Origin of the sequence: Sediminicoccus rosea, assembly GCF_033547095.1 — a bacterium.
GTDB classification, from domain to species: Bacteria; Pseudomonadota; Alphaproteobacteria; order Acetobacterales; family Acetobacteraceae; genus Roseococcus; species Roseococcus rosea.
Window position 1 is genome coordinate 156,441 of record NZ_CP137852.1, and the last position, 25,829, is coordinate 182,269.

A 25,829-nucleotide genomic window follows, 5' to 3' on the forward strand; every position below is an offset into this window, starting at 1 on the left:
CTCCGCTCTTGCACTCAGCGCCATGCGGCCATTCCCCAGCACATGTCAGCGCAGCGCGGCCAGGATGCGCCCAAGCTTCTCGTTCAGCGCGACATCCCCGACCAGGCCGCTCGCGGCCCTTGCATTCTCCTCGACCAGGCGGCGATAGCTGACCGCCCAGTCTACATAGAAGTCACGCTCGAAGGGCTGCGCGCGCTCGCCGAGATCGGGCCATTGCTCGGCGGCTGGCGGCCGGGTGAAGACCGGGCGCGGCGTGGGGCGCCCGGCGGTGGGGCGCGCCTCGGGCGTCAGGCGATCCATGTCGAGCCAATAGACGAAGTCGTTGATCACGCGCTCGGCGATCAGGACGGGCTTGAGCAGCCGCTCGCCGATCTTCTCGTGATAGGAGGCGCTGGCGCGGATGCCCTGGGCGATGCGCCCGCGCAGCCCGACGCGGCGGGAGGCCGCGCCCAGTTGGCCGGTGAGGCTCGCCAGCGCCTCGCGCGTCAAGCCGAAGAGCGGCTCCAGATCCTCGCGCGAGGCCAGCCCATGCAGCACCTCATGCCAATGGGACAGCGCCGTCTCCGCGAAGACGTCGGCGAGGTCGCGGGCCTGTTCGCGGGGCGCGGCCTTGGGCGCCGGCGCGTCACCGAAGATGTCGGCCAGCTCGTCGTCCAGATCGGCCGCGTCGAGCGTGGTGCCCACCGGGCCCGCGACGGCCGAGGGCAGGTCGGAGACGCTGAGTTGCCGCGCGCGCAGCACATCGGCGAGGGTGTCGGCCCGCACCTGCATCTCGTGCAGCAGCAGGCCGAAGGCCTGGCGCCGCGCCGTCTCGTTCAGCGCGGCCACCACGCCGCGTGCCTCGGCGAGGCGCTTCTGCAGCTCCGCCTCCACATCGCTCGAGACGTAGTAGGGCCGGAGGCTGCCTGCCAGGCCCTGCGCCTGCTGCGCCAGCAGCGCGCGCACCTGCCGCCGCTTGGTCTCCGGATTGCAGACGGGGCGCAGCTTGCGCGCGATATGGCCGAGGCCACCATCGTTCAGCGTCATCGCCTCGTCCCAGGCGGTGGCGGGATCGGCGAAGAAGCGGCGCACCTCGGAATTCTCGAGGAAGCGCGCGCGCAGCATGTCGAGCCGAGGGCGATTGCGGAAGTTGAGCTCCCGCCGGGTCTTCTCGGCATCCGGTGGCGCGTAGTCGAGCAGCCCCTCGTCATAGGCGTTGGGATTGCGCAGCCAGAAGATGTTGTTGAAGGGCTGCCCAGGCGTCCACTGATAGGGCCAGTCGTGATCGAGCGCGAGGAAGCTCTTGATGGTGGTGTCGAGGCGGGTGGACCAGCGCTCCACATTCTCGTCATCGGCGCCCGCCTTGGCGACGAATTCCTTGTCGAACTTGGTGAGGACGAGAAACAGCGCGGCATCGGGATGCGCCGCGCGCGCCTCCGGCGTCGCGCCATGGGTGCTGTCGATCCAGTCCTTCACCATCGCGGGCAGGGTGCGGACCTCCTGGTTGCTGTCGCCGAGGCAGAGCAGCATGGAGGTGAGCTCCTGCTCGGCCAGGTAGCGCTGGTAGAGATAGGCGACCTTGCCGCGGATATAGAGGTGATAGAGGTTGGCCGCCGCCGTGCGTTCGGCATCGCGCCCGTCATACCGCTCGCGCGAGCGCGCGCCGGGGAAATCCAGCAGGTCCGTGTGGTCGAAGAAGTCGAACGGCTTCTCGGCCAGCTGCAATTGCAGCTCGGCCACGATGGCCGTGATCACCGGCCGCGGCATCTGCGCCCGGCGCCCCGCGCGGGTGCCGATGGCCACGCGGTCGCTCTCATCCTTGCCGAGGTTGAAGAGCGTCGCCACGTCGATCACGCTGCGCGCCTTGGGCACCATGGCGTCCAGCGCGCAGAAGGCCTCGCCCGCGAAGTCCAGCTCGGCAAGCGCGGTGAGCAGGCGCGCGCAGAGCTGCGTCAGCTCCGGCACATTGTTCCAGAGCAGGCCGAAGAGCCGCGCGCGTTCGGCGATGGGCAGGCGCGGCGCCAGCGTCTCGATCTCCCGCCAGGGCGCGGGGGTGAGGGCGAGATGCGTCGGATGGTTGCGGAAGTAGCGTTCGAAATACTCGAACAATTCCTGCATGTCGTCTTCGGTCAGAACATCGACCGGCGTGGGGCGCGCCTTGCCGCGCAGCTGGCCGATCACCGCGGCCACCTCGTCACGCGTCAGCGGCACCACCGTGTCCCGGTTGAAATCCTCCATGAAGGCATTGGCGATGATGCGCACGATGTCGGTCTGCGAGAGCAGACGCAGCGCGACCGGCAGGCCGGGCAGCGAGGGCGTGGGCCGGATGGAGAAGCGCGTGACCAGCCCCGTCGCTTCCTTGCCGCCCTCCGGGTTGATGTCGCGGACGATGTCCAGCTCCTGCCCGGCGAAGACGACCTTGGCCGGCCGCTGCTCGCGCCGCGCGAGCGCGGAGATCAGGTAGCTCTTGCCCGATTGGCTGGGCCCGAAGACGGAGACGCACATGGGCCGCCGCGCGGCATGGGCGAGCTTGCGCGCGCGGATGGCGCCGCGCCGCAGTTCGCGCGCCATGGCGGGCCCGTCCTCCCGCACCTCGGCCGCGGCAAGGCCCACCCATTCGACGCCCGCCGTCGCGGCATCGGCCACCGCCTCGCAGGCGCGGGCCAGTGCCTCGTTCTCGGCATCCGTGGCGGGGGTGTCGGTCATGCGGGTCTTTCAGGCCGGAGGAGGGTCACGGAAGGGAGAGCGCGCCGGTGTCCCGCCAGTAGCCGGCCTCCTGCTTCTCGGTCTGCAGGCGCAGCCGCACCGTGCTGCTGCGCTGGGGCGCGCCGTCGGCGTCGAGGATCTCCTCGATCTGGAAATCCTCGCGCAGCGCCTCGGCCTTCGCGCCTGCATCCTCGGAGATGTCGGCGCGGCGGATCTTGAGCGTGAGCGGCAGGGAGAGGCGCGGCACGTCGTCGGGGTTGGCGTATTCCAGGATGTAGAGGCGCGAGGCGTTCCAGCGTTCGAGGTCGAGCTGCCGGAAGCCGAGGAAGGTCGGCGCGCGGAACTCCATGGTGAAGCTGATGTCCTGCGCGTCACCGCCCTTGCCGGGCAGGCGGTCGGGGTCCTCCAGCAGCACGTTCTGCCGCAGCATCTGGCCGCTGAGCTCGAGCCGGCCGAAATACCGCGCCGTGGATTTCATCGCGAGCTTGCTGGACCGCAGCAGGAAGCCCTCCAGCCGCCCCTCGGCCAGGGCGCAGAGCATGGCGCCGACGGCGGCCGTGGTCTTCGGGTCCTCGACGCGGCCGGCGGGATCACGGAAGGGATACCAGCCGCCGGCCGGATAGCCGTTCATGGCGACGATGCGATGCGGCGGCACCGGCATCTTGGCGCGGATGATGTCCTGCACGGCGCGCAGCCGGGACGGCCGGCCCGAGAGCAGCAGCCAGTCGCAATCGAAGGCGTGCACCGCCTCGCACAGATCCGCCAGCACTTGGCCCACGGCGCTCTGCACCACGGCGTCCACCTTGCCGGAGAAGGCCGTGATCTCGATCGCGGCCAGCGGGAAGTCGGCGAGGCCGGAGCGGGCGATCCGCTGCTCGAGATAATGCAGCGGCGCCTTCACCTCATGCCCGGCCAGGATGTCGCCCAGGCTGCGGCGCAGCACCTCGTGATTGGCCCTGCCCTCACTGCGCTCATAGGCGTGCAGCACGGCGAGGCCCAGCCGCTCCAGCACCTGGCTGACGAGCTGCCGGCGCAGATGTCGCTCCGCCTCGCTCTGCGCGCCCTTGTCCCCGCCGAAGACCTCCTGCAGCAGCGCCTTGGCATTGGCGAGGCCCGCCTCGCGCAGCGCCTTCTCGATCTGCGGCAGGACGATGCTCTGGATCACCTCCTGCAGGACCTCATCGCCCGCGATGCGGAAGCCCTCGCGGAAATTCTGGTGCGGCTCCACCTCCTGCCCCTCACGCGTGGTGTAGGTGCAGATCATGAGGTCCGTCGTGCCACCGCCGATGTCGATGCTCGCGACGCGCAGCGAAGGTTCCCGCCCGTATGTCTCGCGCAGGCGGCCGGTCAGGCTGAAGAAGGTGCCCGGGCTCGCGCGCAGCCGCTCGGTGGACTCCGTGTAGAGGAAGACGAGCTGCGTCGCCGTCGCCTCGTCCAGGTTGGCGATCACCCGCGGCTCGATGGGTGCCGCGATGCCCGCCTGGCTCCAGCCCAGCATGTCCCAGGCGAGGCGCACCGCGGCCTCCACACGGTCCCGGAAGATCCCTTGCTCCACCAGCGGCATGGCCGGCGGCATGGTGAGCAGGATGCGGCGCAGGCGGCGCGGCACATCGGCGAACTTCGTGGCGTAGCGCGTCTCGACGGCGTTGATCTGGGTCTGTGCCTGCATCAGCAGTTCGGCGAGCAGGAAGGTCATCATGGAGGAGCGGCTGAACAGCGCGCGCATGGCGGGGCTCAGCGCGCCGCCGCGCCGCCGCCGCGTGCCGCGCAGCACCTCCCCTTCCTCCGAGACGAGCGTCATCAGGCTACCGCTGACCGGTGGCTCGGTCGTCGTGCCGTCGCTGCCCATGCCGTTCCAGCGCCAGACCTGCGAGGTGGCCCGCTCATCCCAGAGATAGCGCTTGGGGGAGGAGAGGCCCGTCGCGCCCTCATTGCCGCGGGACAGCGCGGCGAGGCGCATCGCCTCCGTGCCGACGCGCACGGGCGCCAGCCACTGGAAGGCGTTGCCCCGGCCCGAGCGGCGGCTCAGCATGTCCTTGCCGAAGGTCGCGCGGCTGAACTCGACGCGGCTTTCGAAGGCCTGGGCGTAGCTCAGATGCGGCTGGCCGAGGTCGCGCAGCTTCAGCGGGTAACTGTTGTTGAGGTTGATCTGCGTCTCGCGCCGGTCCTCGATGAGGATGCCGCAGGTGCGCGAATTGCCGATGTCGAGCACGAGGTCCACCTGGATCGGCTCATAGGGCTTCACCTCGGAGACGACGTCCACCAGCTTGATGCGCGGCAGGAGGTCGGCCTCGCTCAGCAATTCGAGGAAGGTGATGTAGCGCGCCCAGTGCTCACAGGCGCGGCCCTCGGGCACGGCGGCGCCGCGCGGGCCGGATCGCGCCACGCGCATCTCGCGCTGCAGCTCCTCCAGCCATTGCGCCATCCAGGCCTCGTTCATGAACCAGGCATTGGCGTCGCGGCGCGCCACGAGGACGAACTCGCCGGCGCCCTTGCTGTCATCGGGCGAGATGGCGGTGTAGGGGCGCGCCTCCTCCCGCGCGCGCAGGGCGGTGTCGAAGGCCAGCACGGCGTGGTGGGTGTGGCCGTCATGATCGGGCGCGGGCAGCGGCACGATGCGGATGCGCGCCCAATTGGTCGGCCCCTTGTCATAGACCTCCTGGCCGCCCGCCATCAGCGTCGCGATGCGCAGGAAGGGCAGCGGCACCCAGCGGTCCAGATAGGGCTCGAGCGCCTGGTTGCGGCCGATGTTGTAGGTTTCCTCCTCCGGCGGCGTCACGCCGGATTCGAGGTCGATCAGCGCGTCATGCGTCTCGGTCAGCACCCGCAGGTTGACGAGGTTGGGCGCCGCCTCCGCACCTTCGGGCATGGGGCGTTCCCAGAAGCTGCGCAGGATGCGGGGCAGCTTGTCCAGGGTGAAGCGGATGTCGATGAATTGGACGCCGCTCTGGGGCACCAGGCTGACGATACGCGGCAGCACCTGCATCAAACATTGCCCTGTGATCTCTATAATATTGCATGGTGCCCGACGCCCCCCGGCGATTCAAGGGCCGCGGCGGTGCGTGGCGCTTCCCCACTTGGCAGCTGCATGAAAGCGGAAATACTCTGCACCAGGGGTTGGGGGTCGCCATGGCTGAACCGCTGTTCATCGGCAAGGTCGAATTCACGACCGCGGAACCCGTCAATCTGGGCCCGACGCCCGTCATCCGGCTGCATGGCGAGCTGGTCGTCATCCTGAACGAGCTGGGCGCCCCTGCCGCGGCCCGGCTGTTTGCCGAGCCCGTGGTGGGCAGCAGCGCCGTCAGCCTCTACGCCGAAGGCTCGGGCGATCCGCAGCGCTTCGCCACCCTCTCGCCCACCCGCCGCGCCGAGGCGGAGGCCGTGCTGCGCGCGCGGCTGAACGAGCTGCTGCCCGCGCTCGACCACCCGACGGCCGGCCCGCTGCTGCGCCGCGCCCTCTGCGTCGGCATCGATGACGGGCTCTACGCGCTGGATGACGGCGTCGTGATCGTGGGCTGGGGCATGATCCCGGCCGGGACGCCGCAGGATGAGGCCGCGATCGCCGATCGCGTCCGCGCGGTCTTCGCCCGGTTCAGCCCGCCCTTGGCCACGGCCGGGGAAGGCTGGCTGAGCGGGCGGCCGCTCACCGCGCCACCGCCCGCCGCCGCCCGGGCCCGCCCCGCCGCGGCGCCGCCCCCGCGCGCCGCCGCGGCCCCTGCCGCCGCGGCGGCCGCCGGCGTGGCCGGGATCGCGGTGCCCCCCAGGCCGCGGCCGCCGGCCTCGGCGCTCTGGCTCGTGCCGCTGATGATCGCGGTCGGCGCCGTCTTCCTGCTGCTGGGCGCCTGGCTCGCCTGGCTGCATTTTTCCCGCGACGCCGCCCGCCAGCCCACCACCATCTCCCTGCTCGACGAACGCGCGACGCAGGAGGCGATCCGGATCCAGCAGGAAACCAATCGGGCGCTGGAGGCGGAGCTGGAACGCGCCCGCCGCGCCGCGGCCCAGCCCGAGGTCTGCGCCGCCGAGGGCCCGTTGAGCCTGCCCCCGGCGCCCGAGCGCCAGCGCATCCCGCCCGGATCGGTGCCGCCACCCGTGCCGCAGCAGCAAGGCCAGGCGCCGCAGCCCTTCAACGGTTCGCTGGCGCAGCTGCTGGAACGCGGCGTGGTGATGGTGGTGACGGCGGGGCAGCGCGGCATCGGCCACGGCACGGGCTTCTTCGTCGCGGGCGACACGATCGTGACCAATTCGCATGTGGTGGAAGGGGCCGACCCGCAGCAGGTCTTCATCACCTCGACCAGCATCGGCCGGGTGATCCGCGCGCGGGTGGTGGCGCAGACGCGTGGCGCCGGCGGCGGGGCGGTGGAACCGGGCGAACTCGACCTCGCCATCCTGAAGCTCGACCAGCCCGTGCCGGGCGCGCAGCCCTTGGGCTTCACCCGCACGGCGGAGCGCCTGACCGATGTGGTGGCGGCGGGCTACCCGGCCTCGGTCGTGCAGGTGGAGCAGGGCATGCAGGAGCTGCGCCAGGGCCGGCTCCAGACCCCGCCGGAGATCGTGCTGACCCGGGGCACCATCAGCACCTTCCAGACACTGGGCAACAACTTCACCGTGATGCCGCACACCGCCGACATGTCGCCCGGCAACAGCGGCGGGCCGCTCGTGGATCTCTGCGGCCGGGTGGTAGGCATCAACACCTTCATCAGCCGCGCGACGGCCGTCGCGGACCGGGTGAAATACGCCCAGAAGACCGACAGCCTGTTGGCTTGGCTGCAGCAGAACGGCGCGCCCGTGGATCTGCGCGAGGGCGCCTGCCAGCCCGCCCTGCCCGGCCTGCCGCTGCAGCCCAGCCCGCCCGCACCGGCCGCACCCGCGGCTCCTGCTCCCGCTCCTGCTCCTGCTCCTGCCCCGGCTCCGGCCGGGCCCAGGTAGCGGGCGCGGAGCGCGCGCGGCATGGAAGCCTCCCTGATCGCCACGACGCGCAATGCGGATCTGCGTCCGCTCGCGACCGGCGGCCAGGTGGCGACCGAGGTCTGGCAGCAGATCGCGGGGCACCTGCGGCAGAGCCTGAGCCCCGCCCATGCCGCGCTGCTGGCCGAACCCCAGCCGGCCCCCGACCGCGGCCTCACGGATTGGTACTCCTCCGCCCAAGGCCCGGCCCTTGTGCTGGAGGAAATGGCCGAACCAGCGCGCGAGGCCGCGCGGAACGCCCTCTCCCGCCTCGTGCAGGACGTGAACGGCGAGATCGCGAAACTGCGCGCCAGCCGCCGGGACGCGGACAAGCTGCTGGCGGAGCTGCTCGCGCTGGCGCTGATCACCCCCTCGGCTGACAGCGTGCGGGTGATCGGCGGGCAGCCCGTGCTGGTCGCCTGGGGGCATGCGGCGGTGAACGCGGCGCCCGCGCCCGAGCTGTTGCTGGGCCAGTTGAGCCGGCCGCCCGGCACGCTGGGCTCCGGCAACATGGAGATCGTCGGCCCACCACCCGCCGAGCCGCCGCGCCAACCCTGGGCCGCCATCGGGGCCCTGCTGCTGGCCCTGCTTCTGCTGCTGCTGGCCTTGCTGCTGCTCTGGCGCGATCCCTTCGGCTGGTTCCATGCCCCGCCGCAACAATGCGTCGTGGCGCCGGGCGATCTCGAGCTGGCGGAACGGCTGCGCGCCGAGCAGGAGCGCGAGGGACGCCTCAGGCAGGAGATCCTGCAGGAGATGCAACGCCTGGCCGCGCGCCGCCTTGCCTGCCCGCCGGTGGTGCGCGCGCCCGAGCCGCCGCGACCAGCGGTGCCGGCGCCGGTGCCAGCGCCTGCCACGCCACCCGCCGCACCTCCGCCCCAGCCGCCGAACCAGGATGCGGAGCGCGCGCGGGAGGAAGGGGCACGCACCGGGCGGATCCAGGTCATCCTCGCCTGGGACGATGTGAACGACCTGGATCTCTCGATCCTCTGCCCGGCCGGCCAAGCCCGGATCTATTTCGGCCAGACCACCGCCTGCGGCGGCACGCTCGACGTGGACCGCAATGCCGGCGGCGCGCCGACCCCGCGGCCCGTCGAGAACATCGTCTTCTCCCAGGATCCGCCCCCGGGCACCTACACCATCGTGGTCACGCATTACGCGACCCATGCGGGCGGCCCGCGCGTCTCGCCCTGGCGGGTCACGCTCCGCCGCGAGGGGCGGCCGGAGCAGCGCTTCTCGGGGCAGGTCGCGACGGGGCAGAGCGTGACCGTCACGACCTTCACCGTGCCATGAGCGGATCCTTCGCCATGATCCGGGCCGGGGACGCGCCATGCAGCAACTGAGCGAGTTCCCCGCCGCCACCCATGTCGCGCTGCTGCCGGCCGGCCTCTCGCATGCCACCGCGCTGGCGACACTCTCCGGCATGCTGGCCACCCATGCCGGGCCGGAGACCGCCAGGCTCTTTGCCGCCGTCCAGGAAACGCCGGAGGGCTGGGCCTTCCTGGCACCGATGGGCCGGCTGGCGCGCTTCGACCAGCTCGACGCCGAAGGGCGCGCGCGGTTGCGGGCCGAGATCGGCCGCCTCGCGCAGCTGCTGCGCCAGGTGGCCGAGGTGGCGGCCCGGGCGGACCCCGTGGCGCATGGCGGGCTGCCGGCGCTGGTCGCCGCCGCGCTGGAGGTGCCCTCCTTCGAGCATGTCTTCGCCCAGGCGGGGCGCCCCGTGCTGGCCGGCTGGGGCCTCGCCCCCGCCAACCAGCCGCAGGGGGCCGGGCTGCTGCGTCCGCTGGATGACGGCCGGCCGGCCGAGCATGGCAGGGCCATGCCCTGGCTCGCGCTGGGGCTGGGCGCGGCCGGCCTCGCGCTGCTGGGCGCGCTGGCGGCCGTCGCCATCCCCATGCTCGAGCGCGGGGAACGCCAATGCCGCATCGAGGAAGGCGACATCACCGCCTTCCTGCGGCTTGAACAGGAGCGCGAGCGGGAGCAGGGGCTGCGGGCCGAGATCGCCAGGCTGCTCGGCGATGTGGCGCAGCGGCAGAGCCAATGCCCGCTGCGCGAGGTCAGGCCGCCGCCACCGCCGCCGCCACCGGCCGAGCCACCACGGCGCGAACAGCCACCCCCGCGCGAGGCACCGCCGCGTCCGCCGCCACCACCGCCGCAGCGCCCGGCCAATGCGGCGCCCTGCAGCGAGGAGACCAACAGCGGCGGGCAGGGCGTCACCGTCACGCGGCATTACCTCGGGCCAACGCGCGGCCGCGTCATGCTGAAATACGATGCGCGGATGGAGCCGGACAGCTTCGAGGTGCTGTATCGCGGGCGGCGGCTCGGCTCGTCCGATGGCTTCCAATCCGGCAATGGCGCCTTCAGCTTCGACTGGAATCCTCCCCCGAACGGGACGGCGGAGGATTACGTGGTGGAGGTGCGGGTGGTCGGCAGGCCCGGCTCCTCCAGCACCGTCTGGCGCTACAGCCTCGATTGCCCGGTCCGATGAGGAACACCACATTGAAAGGCATGCACGAACCCCGCGCCCTCGCCAGGACCCTGCTGCTCGCGCTGCCGCTCACCGCCTGCGCGGTGGAGGGGCAGAATGCCGACCAGCGAGGCTTCTTCACCGGGATCGGAGCGGCGGTGACGGGCGCCGATGTCCGCAATGTCCAGCGGCTGGAGGCGACCGCGCAGCAATCCGAGCTGGAAGCCCGCCTGGCCCAGCGGCGCCAGGAGAGCGCGGCACAGGCCGCGAGCCTTTCGAGCCGGCAGGTCAGCGCCGCGGAGCGACGGCTGGCCGCCGTCCAGCGGGATATCGCGCGCAACCGCGCGACCTTGGCGCGGCTGCGGCAGGAGTTGCAGGCCGGCACGCCGCGCGCGGCGGAGGCCAACCGCCTGGAGCAGGAATTGTCGGCGCTGGAGCGGGAGCGCCGCGCGGCGGCGGCGCAGGCCAGCGCGGATGAGGTGCAGCGCGTCGAGGAGCGATCCCGCGCGCTGGATGCCGAGGTGCGCCGCTTCGGCGCAATGTGAGACAGGCAAGCCAGGGAGACAGCCGTGAAGCTATCGAGACCGATCCGCGCGGCCATGCTGGCCATGGTGGCCACGCTCAGCCTCGTGGGCTGCGCGTCCACCGCCTATGACCCGAGCCTGACGCCCCAGCAGAACGCCATGCGCCAGCAGGCGGGCCGCTGGAACGCGACGGTCGCGACCGGGGCGCTGGTGGGTGCGGCCGGCGGTGCCGCGCTCGGCGCCGCGGTGGGCGGGCGGAACCGCGGCACGGCGGCGCTGATCGGCGCCGGGGCGGGCGCGCTGGCCGGATTGGTGGCCGGAACCATGGTGGCCAACCGCAACCTCGCCTTCGAAAATCAGGAAATGCCGCTGCGGGACCGCATCGCCGATGCGCAGGCCCGCACGGTGGAGCTGCAGCGCTCCGCCCAGGCGGCGAATGAATTGACGGCCGACAATCTGCGCCGGCTGGACGCCCTGGAAGCCCAGTATCGCCGCGGGCAGATTTCCGCCGCCTCCTATCAGGCGCAGGTGCGCTCCATGCAATCGGATGTGGACCTCCTGCGGACCGAGCAGAGCGGCGCCCAGGATTTCGTCAATCGCCTGAGCCGCAGCGCGCAGACCACACCACAGCTGCGCGCCGAGGAGGGCAAGGCGCGACATTCGGCGGAATCCATCCAGCGCTCGGCGGATCAGCTGGAAAACCGGCTGGCCCGGGCACCGGCCGCCTGAGGGGGTGAACCCCCTCGACGGGCCAGGCGCCCGGACGCGGGGAGGACTTGTGTGGGGTCCCCATCATCATCCCGTGCGGGCCGCGAGCCCCCTCATCCCTCGCGATCCGCATCGAGCACCGCCTGGATCGCCGCCGGGTCGCATTTGATCTTCACCCCCGCGCGCTCGAGCTGCAGCTGCATCGGCGCGCGGCTGTCCAGCTCGCCCCAGCCACGGTTCAACGCCTCGTTCATCTCCTCCAGCGTCAGCTGGCAGAAGCGCATCGGCACGCCGAGTTCGCGCGCCATGGTGACGGCCAGCGTCACATCCTTGTGGGCCAACTTCAGCGCGAAGGCGGGCGGCTCGTACTGGTCGGTCAGGAATTGGTCGGCAAGCCGGTCGAAGGTGCGCCGCCGGCCATACGCGCCCTGGCGCACGGCGGCCCAGAGATCGAGCGGGTCCATGCCGCCCTTCACGCCCATGGAGAAGACCTCCGCCAGCACCACCTGGATCGCGTAGCCCGCCATGTTGTGCACGAGCTTGGCGACGGTCGCGCTGCCGATCGGGCCGAGATGCGCCGCCTGGTCGCCGATCGCGTCCAGCACGGGCTTGCAGCGCTCGTACACCGCCTTGTCGCCGCCCACCCAGATGGCGAGCTTGCCGGTCTCCGCCCCCTTGGGCCCGCCGCTCACCGGCGCGTCGAAGCCGAAGGCGCCCTTCGCGGCCATCGCCTCGCCCACGCGGCGCATCAGGGACTGCGCGTTGGTCGAGAGGTCGAAATAGGCCGCGCCGGGCTGCACCCCGGCGAGCAGGCCCTCGGGCCCGAAGACCACCGCCTCCACCTCCTTCGGGCCGGGCAGCGAGGTGAAGATCACCTCGCATTGCGCGGCCAGTTCCTGCGGGGTTTCCGCCCAGACGGCGCCGGCCGCGATGCGGTTGGCCCCCGCTTCGCGGCGGATGTCGTTGATCACGAGCTGATAGCCGGCCCGCTGGAGATTGGCGGCCATGAAGGCCCCCATGGTGCCGAGGCCGATGAACCCGACTTTCATGATGTCACTCCTCCCTGCTGTTGTCCTTGGCGGCGAAGCGGATGCGCGCGAGCGGCAGGATGCCGCCCTTCCGCCCCGGGCGCCATGTGGCGGGCCGCCACCGGGCATCCTCTCACCGGGCGGGATGCTTGCGACAAAACGTGATGCGGGGCGCACGCGAGTTCCCTAAGCTGCCCGCGTGAGAGCGTGGCGCGGATGAGACGCCACCCCGCAGGGAGAAACGATTCATGCTCAACCGCCGCGCGGCGCTGGCCGCCCCGCTTGCCCTGGCCGCAACCCCAGCCCTGGTCACGCCCGGCCTGGCCCAGCCCGCCTGGCGCCCGGACCGGCCCATCCGCGTCATCATCCCGCATGCGCCGGGCGGGGGCACGGATGTGGTCACGCGCGTCCTGGCCGAGGCGGTCGGCACGGCGCTCGGCCAGCCGCTGGTGATCGAGAACCGAACCGGCGGCGCGGCCGGGCTGGTCGGGACGGACCTCGTCGCGAAGTCGGCGCCGGATGGCTACACCATCCTGGTGAACAGCAGCGCGCAGGCCATCACCCCCGCGCTGGTCTCGCGCATGCCCTATCACGCGGTGAACGACTTCGCGGGCATCGGCATCATCGGCTTCGCGCCGCATGTGGTGGTGGTGAACCCGAATGTCCCGGCGCGCACCTTCCAGGAGCTGCTGGCCCTGCTGCGGGCCAATCCGGGCCGCTACAACCTGGCCTCGGGCGGCATCGGCAGCGCCATCCACCTGGCCGGCGAGATCCTGCGCGCCAGCGCGAATGTGGATTTCCAGATCGTGCAGTATCGCGGCGGCGGCCCCTCCATGCTGGCGGTGCTGAGCGGCGAGGCGCAGATGAGCACGCCCGACATCCCGGCCGCCTCCTCCGTCGTGCGCGCGGGCTCGGCCCGCCCGCTCGTCATCGCGGCCGCCGAGCGCAGCCCGGCGATGCCCGATGTGCCCACCTCGGCCGAGGCCGGGCTGCCGGAATTCATCGCCGAGATCTGGTTCCCGGTCCTCGCCCCGGCCCGCACACCGCCGGCCGTGCTGGCCACGCTGAGCGCCGCCTTCCAGACCGCGATCGAGCAGAACAAGCGCCGCCTGACCGAACTGGCCGTGCAGGTGCGCCCGAACTTCACCACCTCCGACCAGGTGATGAACTACATCCGCGCCCAGACGGAGCGCAGCGTGGCGCTCCTGCGCGCCGCCGGGGTGCAGCCCGAATAGGGCCCGATGGCCGGCGCGCCGCGCGCCGGCCTCACCGCAGCGCGGCCGCGACCTCCGCCATGCCGGGCCGTTCGGCCGGGCGTGGCGCCCGGCAGCGCCGCGCGATGGCGCGCAGCCGCGTGTCTTCGCCGCCGGCCAGCGCCGACAGCTCCTCCAGCAGGATTCCGAAGGCCCGCAGCTCGGTCCGCAGCAACGCCGCATGCCCGCCGCGCAGCAGGGCGGCCGCGCCGAAATCGCCCAGCACGGCCGCGCCCGTGGCCCCGTCCCACAGGATGTTGTGCGCGTAGAGATCGCCGTGCAGCACGCCCGCCGCATGCAGATGCGCGGCCGCCGCGGCGATCCCGCGCGCAAGGCGCAGCGCGGCGCCTGCCTCCAGCCGCAGGCCGGGCGCATAGGCATCCCGCGTGCAGCTCTCAAGGCTGGGCGGCCCGGCCAGCGCGCGCCATCCGGGCGGAATGAGCGGCATGAGCAGCGCGGCGCGGCCCTCCGGATGATCCGCCACCTCGCCCAGCGCGCCCACCAGGTTCGGATGCGCCCCGGCGGCACGGCAGGCGGCCATCTCATGCCGCGGCAGGCCGTCGCTGGTCATGGCGCCCTTGAAGAGCTTGAGCGCCACCTCGCGCGGCGGATCATCGCGCCACAGGGCATGATGCACATGGCCAGAGGCGCCTTCGCCCAGCAGCGCGCCGGGCATCAGCGCCGCCCAGGGCACCAGCCGCGCGGCCGGCGCAGGCCCCTCCAGCGCGGGATTTCCGGCCAGGCCGAGCCAGGCCAGGGTGGGGTGCTCCGCGAGCCAGCCCGGCAGCGCCTCGAAGCGGTTGGCGCCGATCCGCAGCAATTCCAGCGCGGGGGCCTGGGCCAGGCTCTCCGGCAGCGCGGCCAGCGCATTGCCGGCCAGCATCAGCTTCTGCAGCGCCGGCCGCTGGCCCAGCGCCGCGGGCAGGGCCGCGATGCGGTTGTCGGTCAGGGTCAGCCAGCGCAGGCGGGGCGGCAGCGCCTCCGCCGGCACCTCGCGCATCCCGGTGGCGCGGAAACCCACCTGGCTCAGCGCCGCGCAATCGCCGAGCGCGGGCGGCAGCACCGCGAAGCGGTTGGCCGAGCCGAAGAGCACGCGCAGCCGCGCGAGCCGCCCGAAATCCTCCGGCAGAGCGGTGAGCGCATTGCCGCCGAGGTCGAGGAATTCCAGCGTCTCCGCCAGGTCCAGGATCTCGCGCGGGAATTCCGTGAGACCGCAGCCGGCCAGACGCAATTCCCGCGCGCCGGCCAGGTCGCCGCGGCGCAGGGCATCGAGGGTGGCTTGGCTCATGCGCGAGCCATAGCCGAGATCGCGCGCCGCGCCACGCCTCAGCGCGGCGCGGCCTCGATCGGCTGGTCCAGGTCGCTCCAGATCGCGTCGAAATGCGCCTGGAATTCGGGCGTGCGCCGCGCCTCCACCGGATCGCGCACCGCATCGGGCAGCGCGATGACATGGGTGGACTTGATGGTGCCGGGCCGCCGGCTCAGCACCAGCACGCGGTCCGCCATGACGATCGCCTCGCCAATGTCATGCGTGACGAGGATGGCGCTCTTCGCGCGCTCGCGGATAATGGACTGCACCTCGCGCTGGAGCAGCAGCTTGGTCTGGAAGTCGAGCGCGGAGAAGGGTTCGTCCAGCAGCACCACCTCGGGGTCCGGGGCCAGGGTGCGCATGAAGGCGACGCGCTGGCGCATGCCGCCGGAAAGCGTGCCGGGCCGCGCATTCTCGAAGCCCTTGAGGCCATAGGCCTCGATCAGGCCGCGCGCCCGCGCCTCGGCCTCGGCGCGCTTCACGCCGCGGATCTCGAGGCCGAGCAGGACGTTATCGAGCACGCTGCGCCAGGGCAGCAGCAGATCCTTCTGCAGCATGTAGCCGACATGGCCAGTGGCGCCCGCCACAGGTTGGCCCAGCACCTCCACGCGCCCCTCGCTCGGCGCCTGGAGCCCCGCGATCACGTTGAACAGCGAGGACTTGCCGCAGCCTGAGGGGCCGACGATGGCCAGCACCTCGCGCCGGTGCAGGGCGAAGGAAATGCCGGTGAAGGCGAGGACACCGGGGAAGCTGAGCGAAAGCCCCTCGGCCCGCAGGACGACATTCTCGCTCATGCCCAGCGCGCCTTGTTCTCGATGAAGGTGACGCAGCGGTCCAGCACCAGGGCCAGCGCCATCAGCGCGAAGATGCCGGTCCAGACGGCATTGAGGTCGTAGAGCGTGCCGGAGAAGTACACGAGGTAGCCGAGCCCTTCCTTGGCCGAGATATACTCGCCCACCACCGCGCCGATCAGCGCGAAGCCGACATTGAGCCGCAGCGCGGAGACGATCCAGGGCAGCGTCGCGGGCGCCACCACCTTGCGCCAGGTCTGGAAGCGGGAAGCGCCGAGGCTGCGCATCAGCCGGATCAGGTCCTGGTCCACCTCGCGCGTGCCGGCAAAGGTGGCGATGAGGCTGACGATGAAGGTGAGGATGGCAGCGATGGCGATCTTCGCCTCCATCCCGATGCCGAACCAGACGATGATGAGCGGGGCCAACGCGATCTTCGGCACGCCGTTGATCGCGATCATCACCGGCCGCACCACGGCTGCGAAACCGGGCGAGAGCCAGAGCAGCAGCCCGCACAGGCTGCCGAGCGTGGAGCCGATGAGGAAGCCCGCCACCGCCTCCTGCGCCGTCACCCAGGTGTGCATCAGCAATTCGCCCGAGGCGATGAGGCCCTTCGCCTTGGCATAGATGCCGCTGGGCTGGCCATAGATGTAGGCGGCCATGAGGCCGGAGCGCACGCCCCATTCCCAGGCCGCCAGGATGCCCGCCACCAGCAGGACCTGCTTCGCCAGCAGGGCCGGGCTGAAACCGCGCGTCACGCGATGCCGGCCGCGCGCGCCGCCGCCTCGGCGAGCGAATTGTCCACGATGCGCTCATAGGGCAGCGCCTGGCGCATGGTGCCCGCCCCCAGCTCATGCGCGATGATCGCATCCCACTGCTCGCGCGTGACGACGGGCGAGACGGGCACCACGCCCGCCGTGCCGAGCAGCCGCGCGGCGCCGGCCTTCACCGCATCCGGCGGCACCTGCGCGAATTCCTCGCGGCTGACCTCCTCATAGACCGAGGCATCGGTGCGGATCAGGCGAAGCGCCTCGGCCAGGGCATTGCTGAAGGCCTGCGCCTGGCTGCGATTCGAAGCCAGCCAATCCTCGCGCACCATCGCCGTGCTGAAGGCGATGGGGCCGATCACGGGCGCGAGCGGCAGCGAGACGGCGAGGCCCTGGGCTTCCGCGATGGAGGCATCCCACTCGAACACGCAGCCGAGGTCGGCGCGGCCATCGCGCACGGCGGCGATGATCGAGCCCGGCGGGCCCTCGATGAAGCGCACGCCGGCCGCCGCCGGGTCCATGTTGGCGCGGGAGCGCATCGCATAGGTGGGGGAGGAGACGGTGTTGGAGGGGAAGCGCAGCGAGGCGATGCTCTTGCCGCGCAGATCGGCCAGGCTGTTCAGCGTGACGCCAGGCTTGTGGATGAACCAGAGGCCGATGGCGCCGGCCAGCAGGCCAATCACCTTGATGCTGGCACCTTCCACCGTCGCGTTCACGCTCATGCCGGTGCCAGTCAGCGCGATCTGCGCGCGGCGTGCATTGAGCACGGCCACCGGCTCGGCGATCGAGCCGGCCGGCTGGATTTCCACGCGCAGCCCATGCTTGGCGAAGAGGCCGCGCCGCTGCGCGACGAAGGCCGGCGTCCAGTTGGCGAGGCGCAGCGCGGTGACGATGGTGATGGGCGTGCCCGAGCCCTGGGCGCGCAGGGTGACGGGGGCGGCGAGCATGGCCGGCCCGGCGGCGAGGAGGGTGCGGCGGCTTGGGGCGTTCATGGGCGTCTCCGGTCAGGGGAAGGATGTTGAGGAAACAGGCACGACATTCGCCAGCCTGATGCCGGGATGGGCAACGGGCAAGGTGGCGCGACGCCAGGCCTGATCCGGTGGGGGATGGCGCCCCCCGCCTTTCAAGCCGCGTGCCAGAGATCGGGCTTGGCAGGCCGCGCATTGCATGCGAACGCGCAGGGCATGCACGCCCCCTACCCGACGCCCCTGGCCGCGCTCCGCGCCGCCGCCGCCACGCAAGGTGAGCGCGAGGCGCTGGCCTTTCCGCACCAGGGCCGCCGCCTCTCCTTCGCCGGCTGGCTCGCCGAGGCGGAAGCCGTGGCGCGCGGGCTTCTCGCCCTCGGCCTCAAGCCCGGGGCGCATGTCGCGCTGCTGGCCGAGAACCGGATCGAATGGCCCGTGGCGCAACTCGCGGTGGCGGCGGCGGGCATGGTGCTGGTGCCGCTCAACACGCATTACCGCGCGGAGGATCTGGGCGCCGCGCTGGCCACCAGCCGGGCCGAGGCGCTGCTGCTCAGCGCGCGCTTCCGCAGCAACGCCTATCTCGACATGGTGCGCGCGCTGCGCGCTGACCTGCCCGCGCTGCGCCACCTGATCCTGCTGGACGCGGTGGAGGGCGAGCGCCATTTCAACGACCTGCGCGCCGAAGGCATCGCCCTGCCCGAGGTCGCGCCCCGCGCGCCGGCCAGCCTGCAATTCACCTCCGGCACGACAGGCATTCCGAAAGGCGCGCTGCTCACGCACCAGGGCATGCTGATGAATGCCTGGGGCACGGCCCAGCGCCTGCGGCTGACGGAGCGGGATCGCCTCACCTCCATCATCCCGCTGTTCCATTGCGCGGGCTGCATCATGGGCATCCTCGCCTGCCTGCAATCGGGGGCGGCCTATGTCGGCGTGCCGGCCTTCGACGCAGAGGAGATGTGCCGCGTGATCGCGGCCGAGCGCTGCACCGCGCTCTCCGGCGTGCCCACCTCCTGGCTCGCCATGCGCGACCTGCCGGCCCGCAAGAACTACGACCTCACGAGCCTGCGCACCGGAACCTGCGGCGGCGCCGATGCCAACCCCGGGATCCTGGCCGATTGCGTGCGGGACTTCCCCATCCCCGGCCTGGTGCAGGTCTATGGCCAGACCGAGGCCAGCACCCTCATTTCCTGCGCCGATTGCGAGGACCCCGAGCGGCTGGAGACGGCGGGCGAACCCCTGCCGGGCATGGAGGTTCGCATCGTGGACCCGCAATCCGGCGCAGTGCTGCCGGCGGGCGAAATCGGCGAGATCCAGGCGCGCGGCCCCATGGTCATGCTCGGCTATTTCGAGCGGCCCGAGGCCAATGCCGAGACCATCACGCCCGAGGGATGGCTCCGCAGCGGCGACCTGGGCTGCATCACGCCCACGGGCCGCATCCGCATGGCGGGCGGCCGCCTGCGCGACATGCTGATCCGCGGCGGCGAGAACATCTATCCGGTCGAGATCGAGGCGGTGCTGGCGCAGCACCCGGCCGTGGCCGAGGTCGCGGTGTTCGGCATCGCGGATGCCTATTACGGCGAGATCCCCGCCGCCGCGCTGCGCCTGCGCCATGCGGTGCCGAGTGCCGATCTGGCCGCCTTCTGCGCCGCGCGCATCGCCCGGTTCAAGGTGCCCGCCGCCTGGTTCACCGTCACCGCCTATCCCCTCACCGCCTCGGGCAAGATCCGCAAGACGGAGCTGCGCGCCATGGCCGAGGGCGGCCGCCTGGAGCGCTTCGCATGAGCCCGCTGATCTTCCGCTACGACGTGCACAGCCCCTGGTGCTACCTCGCCGCGCTCCGCATCGAGGGCATCGCGGCGAAGCATGGGCGCAGCGTCGAGTGGCGGCCCGTCTACCTCGCACGGCTGATCGACGCGATTGATGGCCGCCGCCCGCTGGAGGCGAATGCCGCCTTCCTCGCCTGGTACCGGCAGGACCTGCAGGACTGGGCGGCGTTGGGCGGTGTGACGCTGCGCTATCACCCGCGCTACCCGCTGCGCCCGGCCCGCGCGCTGCGCGCCGCCTGCTTCGCCAGCGCCGAGGGCAAGGGCGGCGCCTTCGCCCGCGCTGTGCTGCGCGCCTATTGGAGCGAGGTGGGCGACATCGAGGACCTGGGGCTGCTGGGCCGCCTCGGCGCCGAGGCGGGGCTCGACCCAGAGGCCGTCATCGCCGCCACCGGCGACGAGCGCTGGAAGGCGCAACTCGCCGCCAATACCGAGGAAGCCATCGCCGAGGGCGTCTTCGGCCTGCCCATGGTCACGGCGGACGGAAAGCTCTTCTTCGGCAACGACCGGCTGGACCTGCTGGACCGTTTCCTGGGCGGCCCGCTGCGGCCCTGACCCGCCTGCAACAAATGCCGGGCTTGCGCCAAGTGCATGGCCCGGCCGATGATCCCACCCAGAGAGACACCCTTCCCGGAGAATCCCGCCCATGACCGTGACCCGCCGCACCCTGCTGGCCGCCGGCGCCGCCGCCCCCCTCGTGCCGAGCCTGGGTTCATCTCCCGCTGGCGCGCAGGCCCGCTGGCAGATGGCGACCCCCTATCCGGACGGGAACTTCCACACCCGCAACAACCGCGCCTTCATCGAGGCGGTGCAGACCGCGACCGGCGGCCGCGTGCAGGTGCAGATGCATTCCAACGCGTCGCTGCTGCCCATGGCGCAGATCAAGCGCGGCGTGCAGCAGGGCCAGGTGCAGCTGGGCGAGATCCTGCTCAGCGCCTATGGCAATGAGGATCCGTTCTTCGAGATCGACGGCGTGCCGATGCTGGCGCCGACCATCGCCCAGGCCCGCCGCCTGAACGAGCTGACCCGCCCCTTCATCGAGGCGCGCTTCCAGCGGCAGGGCCTCTCGCTGCTCTATACCGTCGCCTGGCCCAATTCGGGCTTCTACACCAACACCCCGGTGGACACGCTCGAGGCGCTGCGCGGTTCCCGCTTCCGCACCTTCAGCGTGATGACCAACCGCTTCGCCACGCTGATCGGCGCCAACCCCGCGCTGATCCAGGCGGCCGAAGTGCCGCAGGCCTTCGCCACCGGCGTGGTGAACGCGATGGTGACGAGTGCGGCGACCGGCGTGGACAGCAGCGCCTGGGATTTCAGCCGAATCTACACGCCCGTCGGCTTCACCCACACGCGCAACGCCGTCTTCGTGAACCGCCGCGCCTTCGAGGCGCTCTCGGCCGCCGACCAGGCCGCGATCCGCACCGCCGCCGCCGCCGCCGAGGCGTCCGGCTGGCGCCTGGCGGAGGAAGCCATCGCGGCGAGCGAGGCGACGCTGGCGCAGCGCGGCATGACCGTCGCCCGGCCCACGCCCGCCCTGCTGGAGGCGCTGGACCGCATCGGCCAGGAAATGACCCGCGAATGGGTGGCCCGCGCCGGCGAGGATGGCGCCCGCGTCATCGCCGCCTATCGCGGCTGAGCTGGGTGCAGCGCCCAAGCGCTGCCCACATGCAGGATCCGGTTGCGCAAGCGGCGTGCAGCGCCGCCGCGCACCGGGCTTGCCGCATCACGCGGCCCCTTGCGCCGGGGCCGCGCGCGACACGAACATCGCGTGACACCAGGCCGAGAGGCACCCCGCCCATGACCCCGACCCGCCGCGCCCCATCCGGCCGGACCCCCGCATGAGCGCCCTGCTGCGCCGCGCGCTGGACGGACTCTACCTGCTCAGCGCCGGGCTGGCCGCGCTGTCGCTCTTCGGCATCTTCTTCGTGATGATGGCGCAGGTCTTCCTCCGCCAGGGCAATATCCAGCTTCCCGGCGCCGATGACTTCACCGCCTATCTCTGCGTCGCCACCACCTTCTTCGCGCTGGCCTACACCTTCAAGCGCGGCGAACTGATCCGCGTCGGCCTCTTCATCGACAAGGCGGGCGCGGGGCTTCGCCGCGTGATCGAGCTGGCGGTGCTGACGCTGGCCGCGGCACTGGTCGGCTACATCGTCTACTGGACCTTCTCGGACGCCATGTTCTCGCGCGAGATCGAGGAGGTGGCGCAGGGCAGCGTGCCCTTCCTCATCTGGATCCCGAAGCTCGCCATCCCGCTGGGCTCGGGCATCCTGCTCATCGCCATCCTGGATGAGCTGCTGGTCGTGCTGCGCGGCCAGAAGCCGAGCTATGTGCGCGCGGCCGAAGAGCGTGCCGCGCGCGGCGATTTCTCGGCGGAGATGTAAGCCATGGACATGCTGAACATCGCCCTGCTGCTGCTCGTCCTGCTCTGCCTGCTGCTGGGCAGCGGGCTGTGGATCGCCCTCGCGCTGGCCGGAACCGGCTATGTGGCGATGTCGCTGGTGAACCCGACGCCCGGCCTCTTCCTCGCCTCGGCCTATTGGGAGAGCACCGGCTCCTGGACGCTCGCCGCGCTGCCCATGTTCATCTGGATGGGCGAGATCCTGTTCCGCACCAAGCTCTCGGAGGAGCTGTTCAACGGGCTCGCCCCCTGGGTGCGGCGCATCCCGGGGCGCCTGCTGCACGTCAACATCCTGGCCTGCGGCATCTTCGGCAGCGTCTCCGGCTCCTCCGCCGCCACCTGCGCCACGGTGAGCAAGATCGCGCTGCCGGAGCTGAAGCGCCGCGGCTATGACGAACGCGTGGCGATCGGCAGCCTCGCCACTGCGGGGACGCTCGGCATCATGATCCCGCCCTCGATCATCATGGTGGTCTATGCGGTGGCGGCCGAGGTCTCGATCGTGCGCGTCTTCATCGCCGGCATGATCCCGGGGGCGCTCGTGATGGGGCTGTTCAGCCTCTACATCATCATCTGGGCGCTGCTGAATCCGGCGAAGCAGCCGGCGGCCGGGCCGGGGATGAGCCTCTGGGCGAAGCTGAAGCAATCCGCGCAGCTCATTCCCTGCATCCTGCTGATCGTCACCGTCATGGGCTCGATGTTCCTGGGCTGGACCACGGCAACGGAGGCGGCCGCCTTCGGCGTGCTGGGCAGCCTGGTGCTGGCCGCCGTCACGCGCTGCCTCACCTGGCGCAGCTTCGTGGACAGCCTGGCCGGCGCCACGCGCCTCTCCTGCATGATCATGTTCATCCTGGCGGGTGCGGCCTTCCTGACCAAGGCGATGGCGCTGACCGGCATCCCGGCGGCCCTCGCCGCCGCGGTCGCCGCGGCCGAGCTTGGGCCCTTCGCCATCATCGGCATCCTCACCGTGGTCTACCTGATCCTCGGCACGGCGCTGGATGGCGTCTCGATGATCGTGCTGACCACCTCGGTCGTGGTACCGATGGTGCAGCTCGCGGGGTTCGACCTCGTCTGGTTCGGCATCTTCATCATCCTGCTGGTCGAGATCGCCGAGATCTCGCCACCCCTCGGCTTCAACCTCTTCGTCATGCAGACGATGACGGGCAAGGAGCAGACCGAGATCGCCTGGGCGGCGCTGCCCTTCTTCATGATGCTGGTGGTGACGGTGGTGCTGATCACGATCTTCCCCGGGATCGTGACCTGGCTGCCGGATTATCTTCTCCGCCAATAGGCGGAGAATTTCTTGGTGCCCTCAAGCGCCGGGCGCCGGCTCCGCCGGCTTGGCTTCGCGCCACCGCAGGTGCGCTGGGCGTGAAGTCAGCCTGGGCGCGCCGGCCGCTTTGCGGCCGGATTCTCAGTGCGCAGCGCTATGCCTTTGCTGGCGTCGCTGCGGCAATCGCGTAGCGCAGCCGCACCACACCGTTGGGCCAGGTCTGGGTGTCCAGCAAGGTGAGCTGTTGCGCGGGTGGATGGACGCCAGCGAAGAGGGGGATGCCGCGGCCCAGCAGCACCGGCATCACGAAGAGATCCAGCTCCGTGATCGCGCCCTCGGCCAGCAGCCCCGCGATGAGCTGCCCGCCGCCCACCACCCACACACGTTCCTTTGCCGCGCGCAGATGCGCGGCGAGCGAGGCGAGGTCACCCTTCCAGGCCTCCACGCCCGCGGGCGGATGGGCGATGCCGCGGCGGCTCAGCACCAGGCAGGGCTTGCCCGCATAGGGACAGGGGCCGAAGCGCAGCACCTGGTCATAGGTGGCGCGCCCCATGACCAGCATGCCGATGCCGCCGAAGAAATCGGCATAGCCGTAATCCGTCGCCTGGAAGGCTTCCAGCCAGGCGACGGAGCCATCCTCGGCGGCGATGAAGCCGTCCAGGCTTGCGGCGATATAGGCGACGCGGCCGGACATGCCCCCCCTCTGGCCGCTCAATCCTGCCACTTCACCTGCATGAAGGGCGCGGGGATCAGCAGCTTGCTCTCCTGCGTCGCGATGAAGGGGCGCACCTTGGCCAGGTAGTTCAGCCAGTCCTGGTTGGCGAAGAGCTTGGTGCGGCGCTCGGCGCGCTCGGCCAGGGTCTCATAGGCCCACATGTGGATCACCTGGTTCAGCGGGCCGAACTCGGTGGAGTAGTAGCCGACGAGGCGGCCCAGGATGGGCTTCTGGATCGCCAGGCCCTCGGCCGCATAGGCCTTGATGTAGTCCCCGATCTTGCCGGGGTGCATGGTGTAGATGCGCTCTTCGACGAACATTTTTGGGTCCTCAAACGCCGGCGCCGGCTCCGCCGGCTTGGCTTCGCGCCGCAGGGATGTGGCGCTGGTTGGCAGGGCGGTCGCGGCGCGCCGGCTGCCTTGCAGCCGGATTCTCGGTGTGCGTCGTTTCCCCTCGCAGCGTCGCGCGCGCCGGCAAGCCTGTCCAGCCTCGCCCACTGGCCGCCCCCCGGCGCCCTGTCGTGGCTCTGCCACGACAGGATGAGCCGAGCCACCAAGGTCAACGCCAAACCGGGGCCCCCGCGAAGACGCCGAAGGCGGGTTAGTGGGGAACTATTTCGTCACGAAGGCCTTCTCGAGGACGTAGCTGCCAGGGGCGTTGTTGGTGCCCTCGATGAAGCCGCGCGCTTCCAGCAGCGCCTTGCAGTCGGCGTTCATCGCCTCGCTGCCGCAGATCATCACGCGGTCATGCGCGGGGTCGAGGGGTGCCACGCCCGCCTGCTTCTCCGCCTCGCCGGTCTCGAGGCGCGTGGTGATGCGGCCCTGCACCGGGAAGGGCTCGCGCGTCACGGCCGGCAGGTAGATCAGCTTCTCCTGCACCATCTCGCCGAGCAGTTCGTGATCCCGCAGCTCGCCCGTGATGTAGTCGCGATAGGCGAGTTCCTTCACCTCGCGCACCGTGTGCGCCACGATGATCCGCTCGTAGCGGTCATAGACCTCGGGGTCGCGCATCAGGGACATGAAGGGCGCGAGGCCGGTACCGGTGGCGAGGAACCAGAGGTTGCGGCCGGGCAGCAGATTGTCGGGGATCAGCGTGCCCACGGGCTTGCGGCCGATCAGCACGCGCTCGCCCACCTTGATGTGCTGCAGGCGGGAGGTGAGGGGGCCGTTCTGCACCTTGATGGAGAGGAACTCCAGATGGTCCTCCCAGGCGGGGCTCACCATGGAATAGGCGCGGGTCAGCGGCTTGCCGTCCACCATCAGCCCGATCATCGCGAACTGGCCCGAGGTGAAGCGCAGCGTCGCGTCGCGCGTGCATTTGAAGCTGAACAGGCTCTCGGTCCAGTGATGCACCCAGGTGACCTCTTCGGCGAAGAAGCCCGGCGGCGCGGTGAGGATGGGTTGGGTGTTCGTGTCCATGGCAGGCGTTTTGCGGCCCGTGACAGGCGCGCGCAAGCGGGGAATGATGGGGGCATGGCTGATTTCATCCCTCCGCATGACCCCGAGACCAACCCGCCGGTCGGCCCCCGCGTGGACACCGTGCCCCGGCCCCTGCCCGCGCGCATCCCCCACAAGGGCCGCAGCGTGGACCTCGAGGTGCTGCACATGCGCCACGTGCCCGACCTCTGGCAGGCCGCGCAGAGCGATGCGACAGGGGCGGGCTGGGCCTATATGGGCTATGGCCCCTTCGCCTCCGAAGCGGCGCTCGGCCAGTTCGTCGGCGGCTTCGCCACCACGCACGACCCCATCGCCTGGGCCGTCCGGCAGCACCGCACCGGCACCGTGGACGGATGGCTGACGTTGATGGAGATCCAGCCGGCCAACGCGCATATCGAGCTCGGCAACATCTGGTTCTCGCCCCGCATGCAGCGCACCCGGGCGGCGACCGAGGCGATGTTCCTGCTGATGCGCCACGCCATGGAGGATCTCGGCTACCGGCGCCTGACCTGGAAGTGCAACGCGCTGAACGCCCCCTCCCGCCGCGCCGCCGCGCGCCTCGGCTTCACCTATGAGGGGACGCTGCGCGCGGTGCTGACGGTGAAGGGCCGCCGGCGGGACACCGCCTGGTTCTCCATCCTGGCCGAGGAATGGCCGGCGCGCGCCGCCGCCATCCAGGCCTGGCTGGATGATTCCAACTGGGATGCGGCGGGCCGACCGAAGCGCTCCCTCACCCAGGGGGGCTGAGG

General features: G+C 71.3%; 22 protein-coding genes. 12 read left to right on the forward strand and 10 right to left on the reverse strand.

Going from position 1 to position 25,829, the window contains the following annotated elements; genetic code table 11:
- Window positions 1–45: 45 nt before the first annotated feature.
- On the reverse strand, window positions 46–2,685 hold the full coding sequence (locus R9Z33_RS00725) for a virulence factor SrfC family protein (protein ID WP_318649379.1): 2,640 nt from the start codon (window positions 2,683–2,685) through the stop codon (window positions 46–48).
- A gap of 25 nt (window positions 2,686–2,710) precedes the next feature.
- Window positions 2,711–5,671, reverse strand: coding sequence for a virulence factor SrfB (locus R9Z33_RS00730; RefSeq protein WP_318649380.1), 2,961 nt, complete (start codon window positions 5,669–5,671; stop codon window positions 2,711–2,713).
- A 143-nt stretch (window positions 5,672–5,814) separates the two neighbouring features.
- Here R9Z33_RS00730 and R9Z33_RS00735 point away from each other — a divergent pair, with 143 nt between their 5' ends.
- Genes R9Z33_RS00735 through R9Z33_RS00755 form a run of 5 tightly spaced genes read left to right on the forward strand, consistent with a single transcriptional unit; the run spans window position 5,815 to window position 11,346 of the window.
- Window positions 5,815–7,611, forward strand: coding sequence for a S1 family peptidase (locus R9Z33_RS00735; protein ID WP_318649381.1), 1,797 nt, complete (start codon window positions 5,815–5,817; stop codon window positions 7,609–7,611).
- Window positions 7,612–7,632: 21 nt separating this feature from the next.
- The gene (locus R9Z33_RS00740) at window positions 7,633–8,919 is read left to right on the forward strand and encodes a hypothetical protein (RefSeq protein WP_318649382.1); all 1,287 of its coding nucleotides are present in this window, start codon (window positions 7,633–7,635) and stop codon (window positions 8,917–8,919) included.
- A 37-nt stretch (window positions 8,920–8,956) separates the two neighbouring features.
- Complete coding sequence (locus tag R9Z33_RS00745; RefSeq protein ID WP_318649383.1) at window positions 8,957–10,114, forward strand: hypothetical protein; 1,158 nt, start codon at window positions 8,957–8,959, stop codon at window positions 10,112–10,114.
- A 20-nt stretch (window positions 10,115–10,134) separates the two neighbouring features.
- Window positions 10,135–10,638 (forward strand): hypothetical protein, encoded by a 504-nt coding sequence (locus R9Z33_RS00750; RefSeq protein WP_318649384.1) that lies wholly within the window; start codon window positions 10,135–10,137, stop codon window positions 10,636–10,638.
- A 24-nt stretch (window positions 10,639–10,662) separates the two neighbouring features.
- On the forward strand, window positions 10,663–11,346 hold the full coding sequence (locus tag R9Z33_RS00755; protein WP_318649385.1) for a glycine zipper domain-containing protein: 684 nt from the start codon (window positions 10,663–10,665) through the stop codon (window positions 11,344–11,346).
- 92 nt (window positions 11,347–11,438) lie between these two features.
- Here R9Z33_RS00755 and R9Z33_RS00760 read toward each other — a convergent pair whose 3' ends face one another.
- Window positions 11,439–12,374, reverse strand: a complete 936-nt coding sequence (locus R9Z33_RS00760; protein ID WP_318649386.1) for an NAD(P)-dependent oxidoreductase — start codon at window positions 12,372–12,374, stop codon at window positions 11,439–11,441.
- A 227-nt stretch (window positions 12,375–12,601) separates the two neighbouring features.
- On the opposite strand from R9Z33_RS00760, the gene R9Z33_RS00765 reads away from it, so the two are divergent.
- The gene (locus tag R9Z33_RS00765; RefSeq protein WP_318649387.1) at window positions 12,602–13,588 is read left to right on the forward strand and encodes a Bug family tripartite tricarboxylate transporter substrate binding protein; all 987 of its coding nucleotides are present in this window, start codon (window positions 12,602–12,604) and stop codon (window positions 13,586–13,588) included.
- 31 nt (window positions 13,589–13,619) lie between these two features.
- On the opposite strand, the gene R9Z33_RS00770 is transcribed toward R9Z33_RS00765, so the two are convergent.
- The 4 genes from R9Z33_RS00770 to R9Z33_RS00785 are packed head-to-tail and all read right to left on the reverse strand — an operon-like array spanning window position 13,620 to window position 17,462.
- The gene (locus R9Z33_RS00770; RefSeq protein WP_318649388.1) at window positions 13,620–14,894 is read right to left on the reverse strand and encodes a leucine-rich repeat-containing protein kinase family protein; all 1,275 of its coding nucleotides are present in this window, start codon (window positions 14,892–14,894) and stop codon (window positions 13,620–13,622) included.
- A 38-nt stretch (window positions 14,895–14,932) separates the two neighbouring features.
- Entirely contained in the window at window positions 14,933–15,709 is a 777-nt protein-coding gene (locus tag R9Z33_RS00775; protein WP_318649389.1) for an ABC transporter ATP-binding protein, read from the reverse strand.
- Entirely contained in the window at window positions 15,706–16,461 is a 756-nt protein-coding gene (locus R9Z33_RS00780; RefSeq protein ID WP_318649390.1) for an ABC transporter permease, read from the reverse strand. Before R9Z33_RS00780 ends, R9Z33_RS00775 begins: the two co-directional genes overlap by 4 nt.
- Window positions 16,458–17,462 carry an ABC transporter substrate-binding protein gene (locus R9Z33_RS00785; protein ID WP_318649391.1) on the reverse strand — a complete coding sequence of 335 codons (1,005 nt, stop codon included), beginning with the start codon at window positions 17,460–17,462 and terminating at the stop codon, window positions 16,458–16,460. Before R9Z33_RS00785 ends, R9Z33_RS00780 begins: the two co-directional genes overlap by 4 nt.
- 192 nt (window positions 17,463–17,654) lie before the next feature.
- On the opposite strand from R9Z33_RS00785, the gene R9Z33_RS00790 reads away from it, so the two are divergent.
- The 5 genes from R9Z33_RS00790 to R9Z33_RS00810 all read left to right on the forward strand — a co-directional run bounded on the left by R9Z33_RS00790 (window position 17,655) and on the right by R9Z33_RS00810 (window position 22,947).
- Window positions 17,655–19,217, forward strand: coding sequence for an AMP-binding protein (locus R9Z33_RS00790; RefSeq protein ID WP_318649392.1), 1,563 nt, complete (start codon window positions 17,655–17,657; stop codon window positions 19,215–19,217).
- Window positions 19,214–19,813 (forward strand): 2-hydroxychromene-2-carboxylate isomerase, encoded by a 600-nt coding sequence (locus R9Z33_RS00795; RefSeq protein WP_318649393.1) that lies wholly within the window; start codon window positions 19,214–19,216, stop codon window positions 19,811–19,813. Before R9Z33_RS00790 ends, R9Z33_RS00795 begins: the two co-directional genes overlap by 4 nt.
- Window positions 19,814–19,904: 91 nt before the next feature.
- Complete coding sequence (locus R9Z33_RS00800) at window positions 19,905–20,894, forward strand: TRAP transporter substrate-binding protein (RefSeq protein ID WP_318649394.1); 990 nt, start codon at window positions 19,905–19,907, stop codon at window positions 20,892–20,894.
- Window positions 20,895–21,096: 202 nt separating this feature from the next.
- Window positions 21,097–21,642 (forward strand): TRAP transporter small permease, encoded by a 546-nt coding sequence (locus R9Z33_RS00805; protein WP_318649395.1) that lies wholly within the window; start codon window positions 21,097–21,099, stop codon window positions 21,640–21,642.
- A gap of 3 nt (window positions 21,643–21,645) precedes the next feature.
- Entirely contained in the window at window positions 21,646–22,947 is a 1,302-nt protein-coding gene (locus R9Z33_RS00810; protein WP_318649396.1) for a TRAP transporter large permease, read from the forward strand.
- 136 nt (window positions 22,948–23,083) lie between these two features.
- On the opposite strand, the gene R9Z33_RS00815 is transcribed toward R9Z33_RS00810, so the two are convergent.
- The 3 genes from R9Z33_RS00815 to R9Z33_RS00825 form a co-directional block, all read right to left on the reverse strand.
- The gene (locus tag R9Z33_RS00815) at window positions 23,084–23,623 is read right to left on the reverse strand and encodes a dihydrofolate reductase family protein (RefSeq protein ID WP_318649397.1); all 540 of its coding nucleotides are present in this window, start codon (window positions 23,621–23,623) and stop codon (window positions 23,084–23,086) included.
- A gap of 17 nt (window positions 23,624–23,640) precedes the next feature.
- The gene (locus tag R9Z33_RS00820; RefSeq protein WP_318649398.1) at window positions 23,641–23,964 is read right to left on the reverse strand and encodes an NIPSNAP family protein; all 324 of its coding nucleotides are present in this window, start codon (window positions 23,962–23,964) and stop codon (window positions 23,641–23,643) included.
- A 291-nt stretch (window positions 23,965–24,255) separates the two neighbouring features.
- Window positions 24,256–25,062 carry a ferredoxin--NADP reductase gene (locus R9Z33_RS00825; RefSeq protein ID WP_318649399.1) on the reverse strand — a complete coding sequence of 269 codons (807 nt, stop codon included), beginning with the start codon at window positions 25,060–25,062 and terminating at the stop codon, window positions 24,256–24,258.
- A gap of 54 nt (window positions 25,063–25,116) precedes the next feature.
- Between R9Z33_RS00825 and R9Z33_RS00830 the strand changes: the two genes are divergently transcribed.
- Window positions 25,117–25,827 carry a GNAT family N-acetyltransferase gene (locus R9Z33_RS00830; RefSeq protein WP_318649400.1) on the forward strand — a complete coding sequence of 237 codons (711 nt, stop codon included), beginning with the start codon at window positions 25,117–25,119 and terminating at the stop codon, window positions 25,825–25,827.
- The last annotated feature ends 2 nt before the right edge of the window (window positions 25,828–25,829 follow it).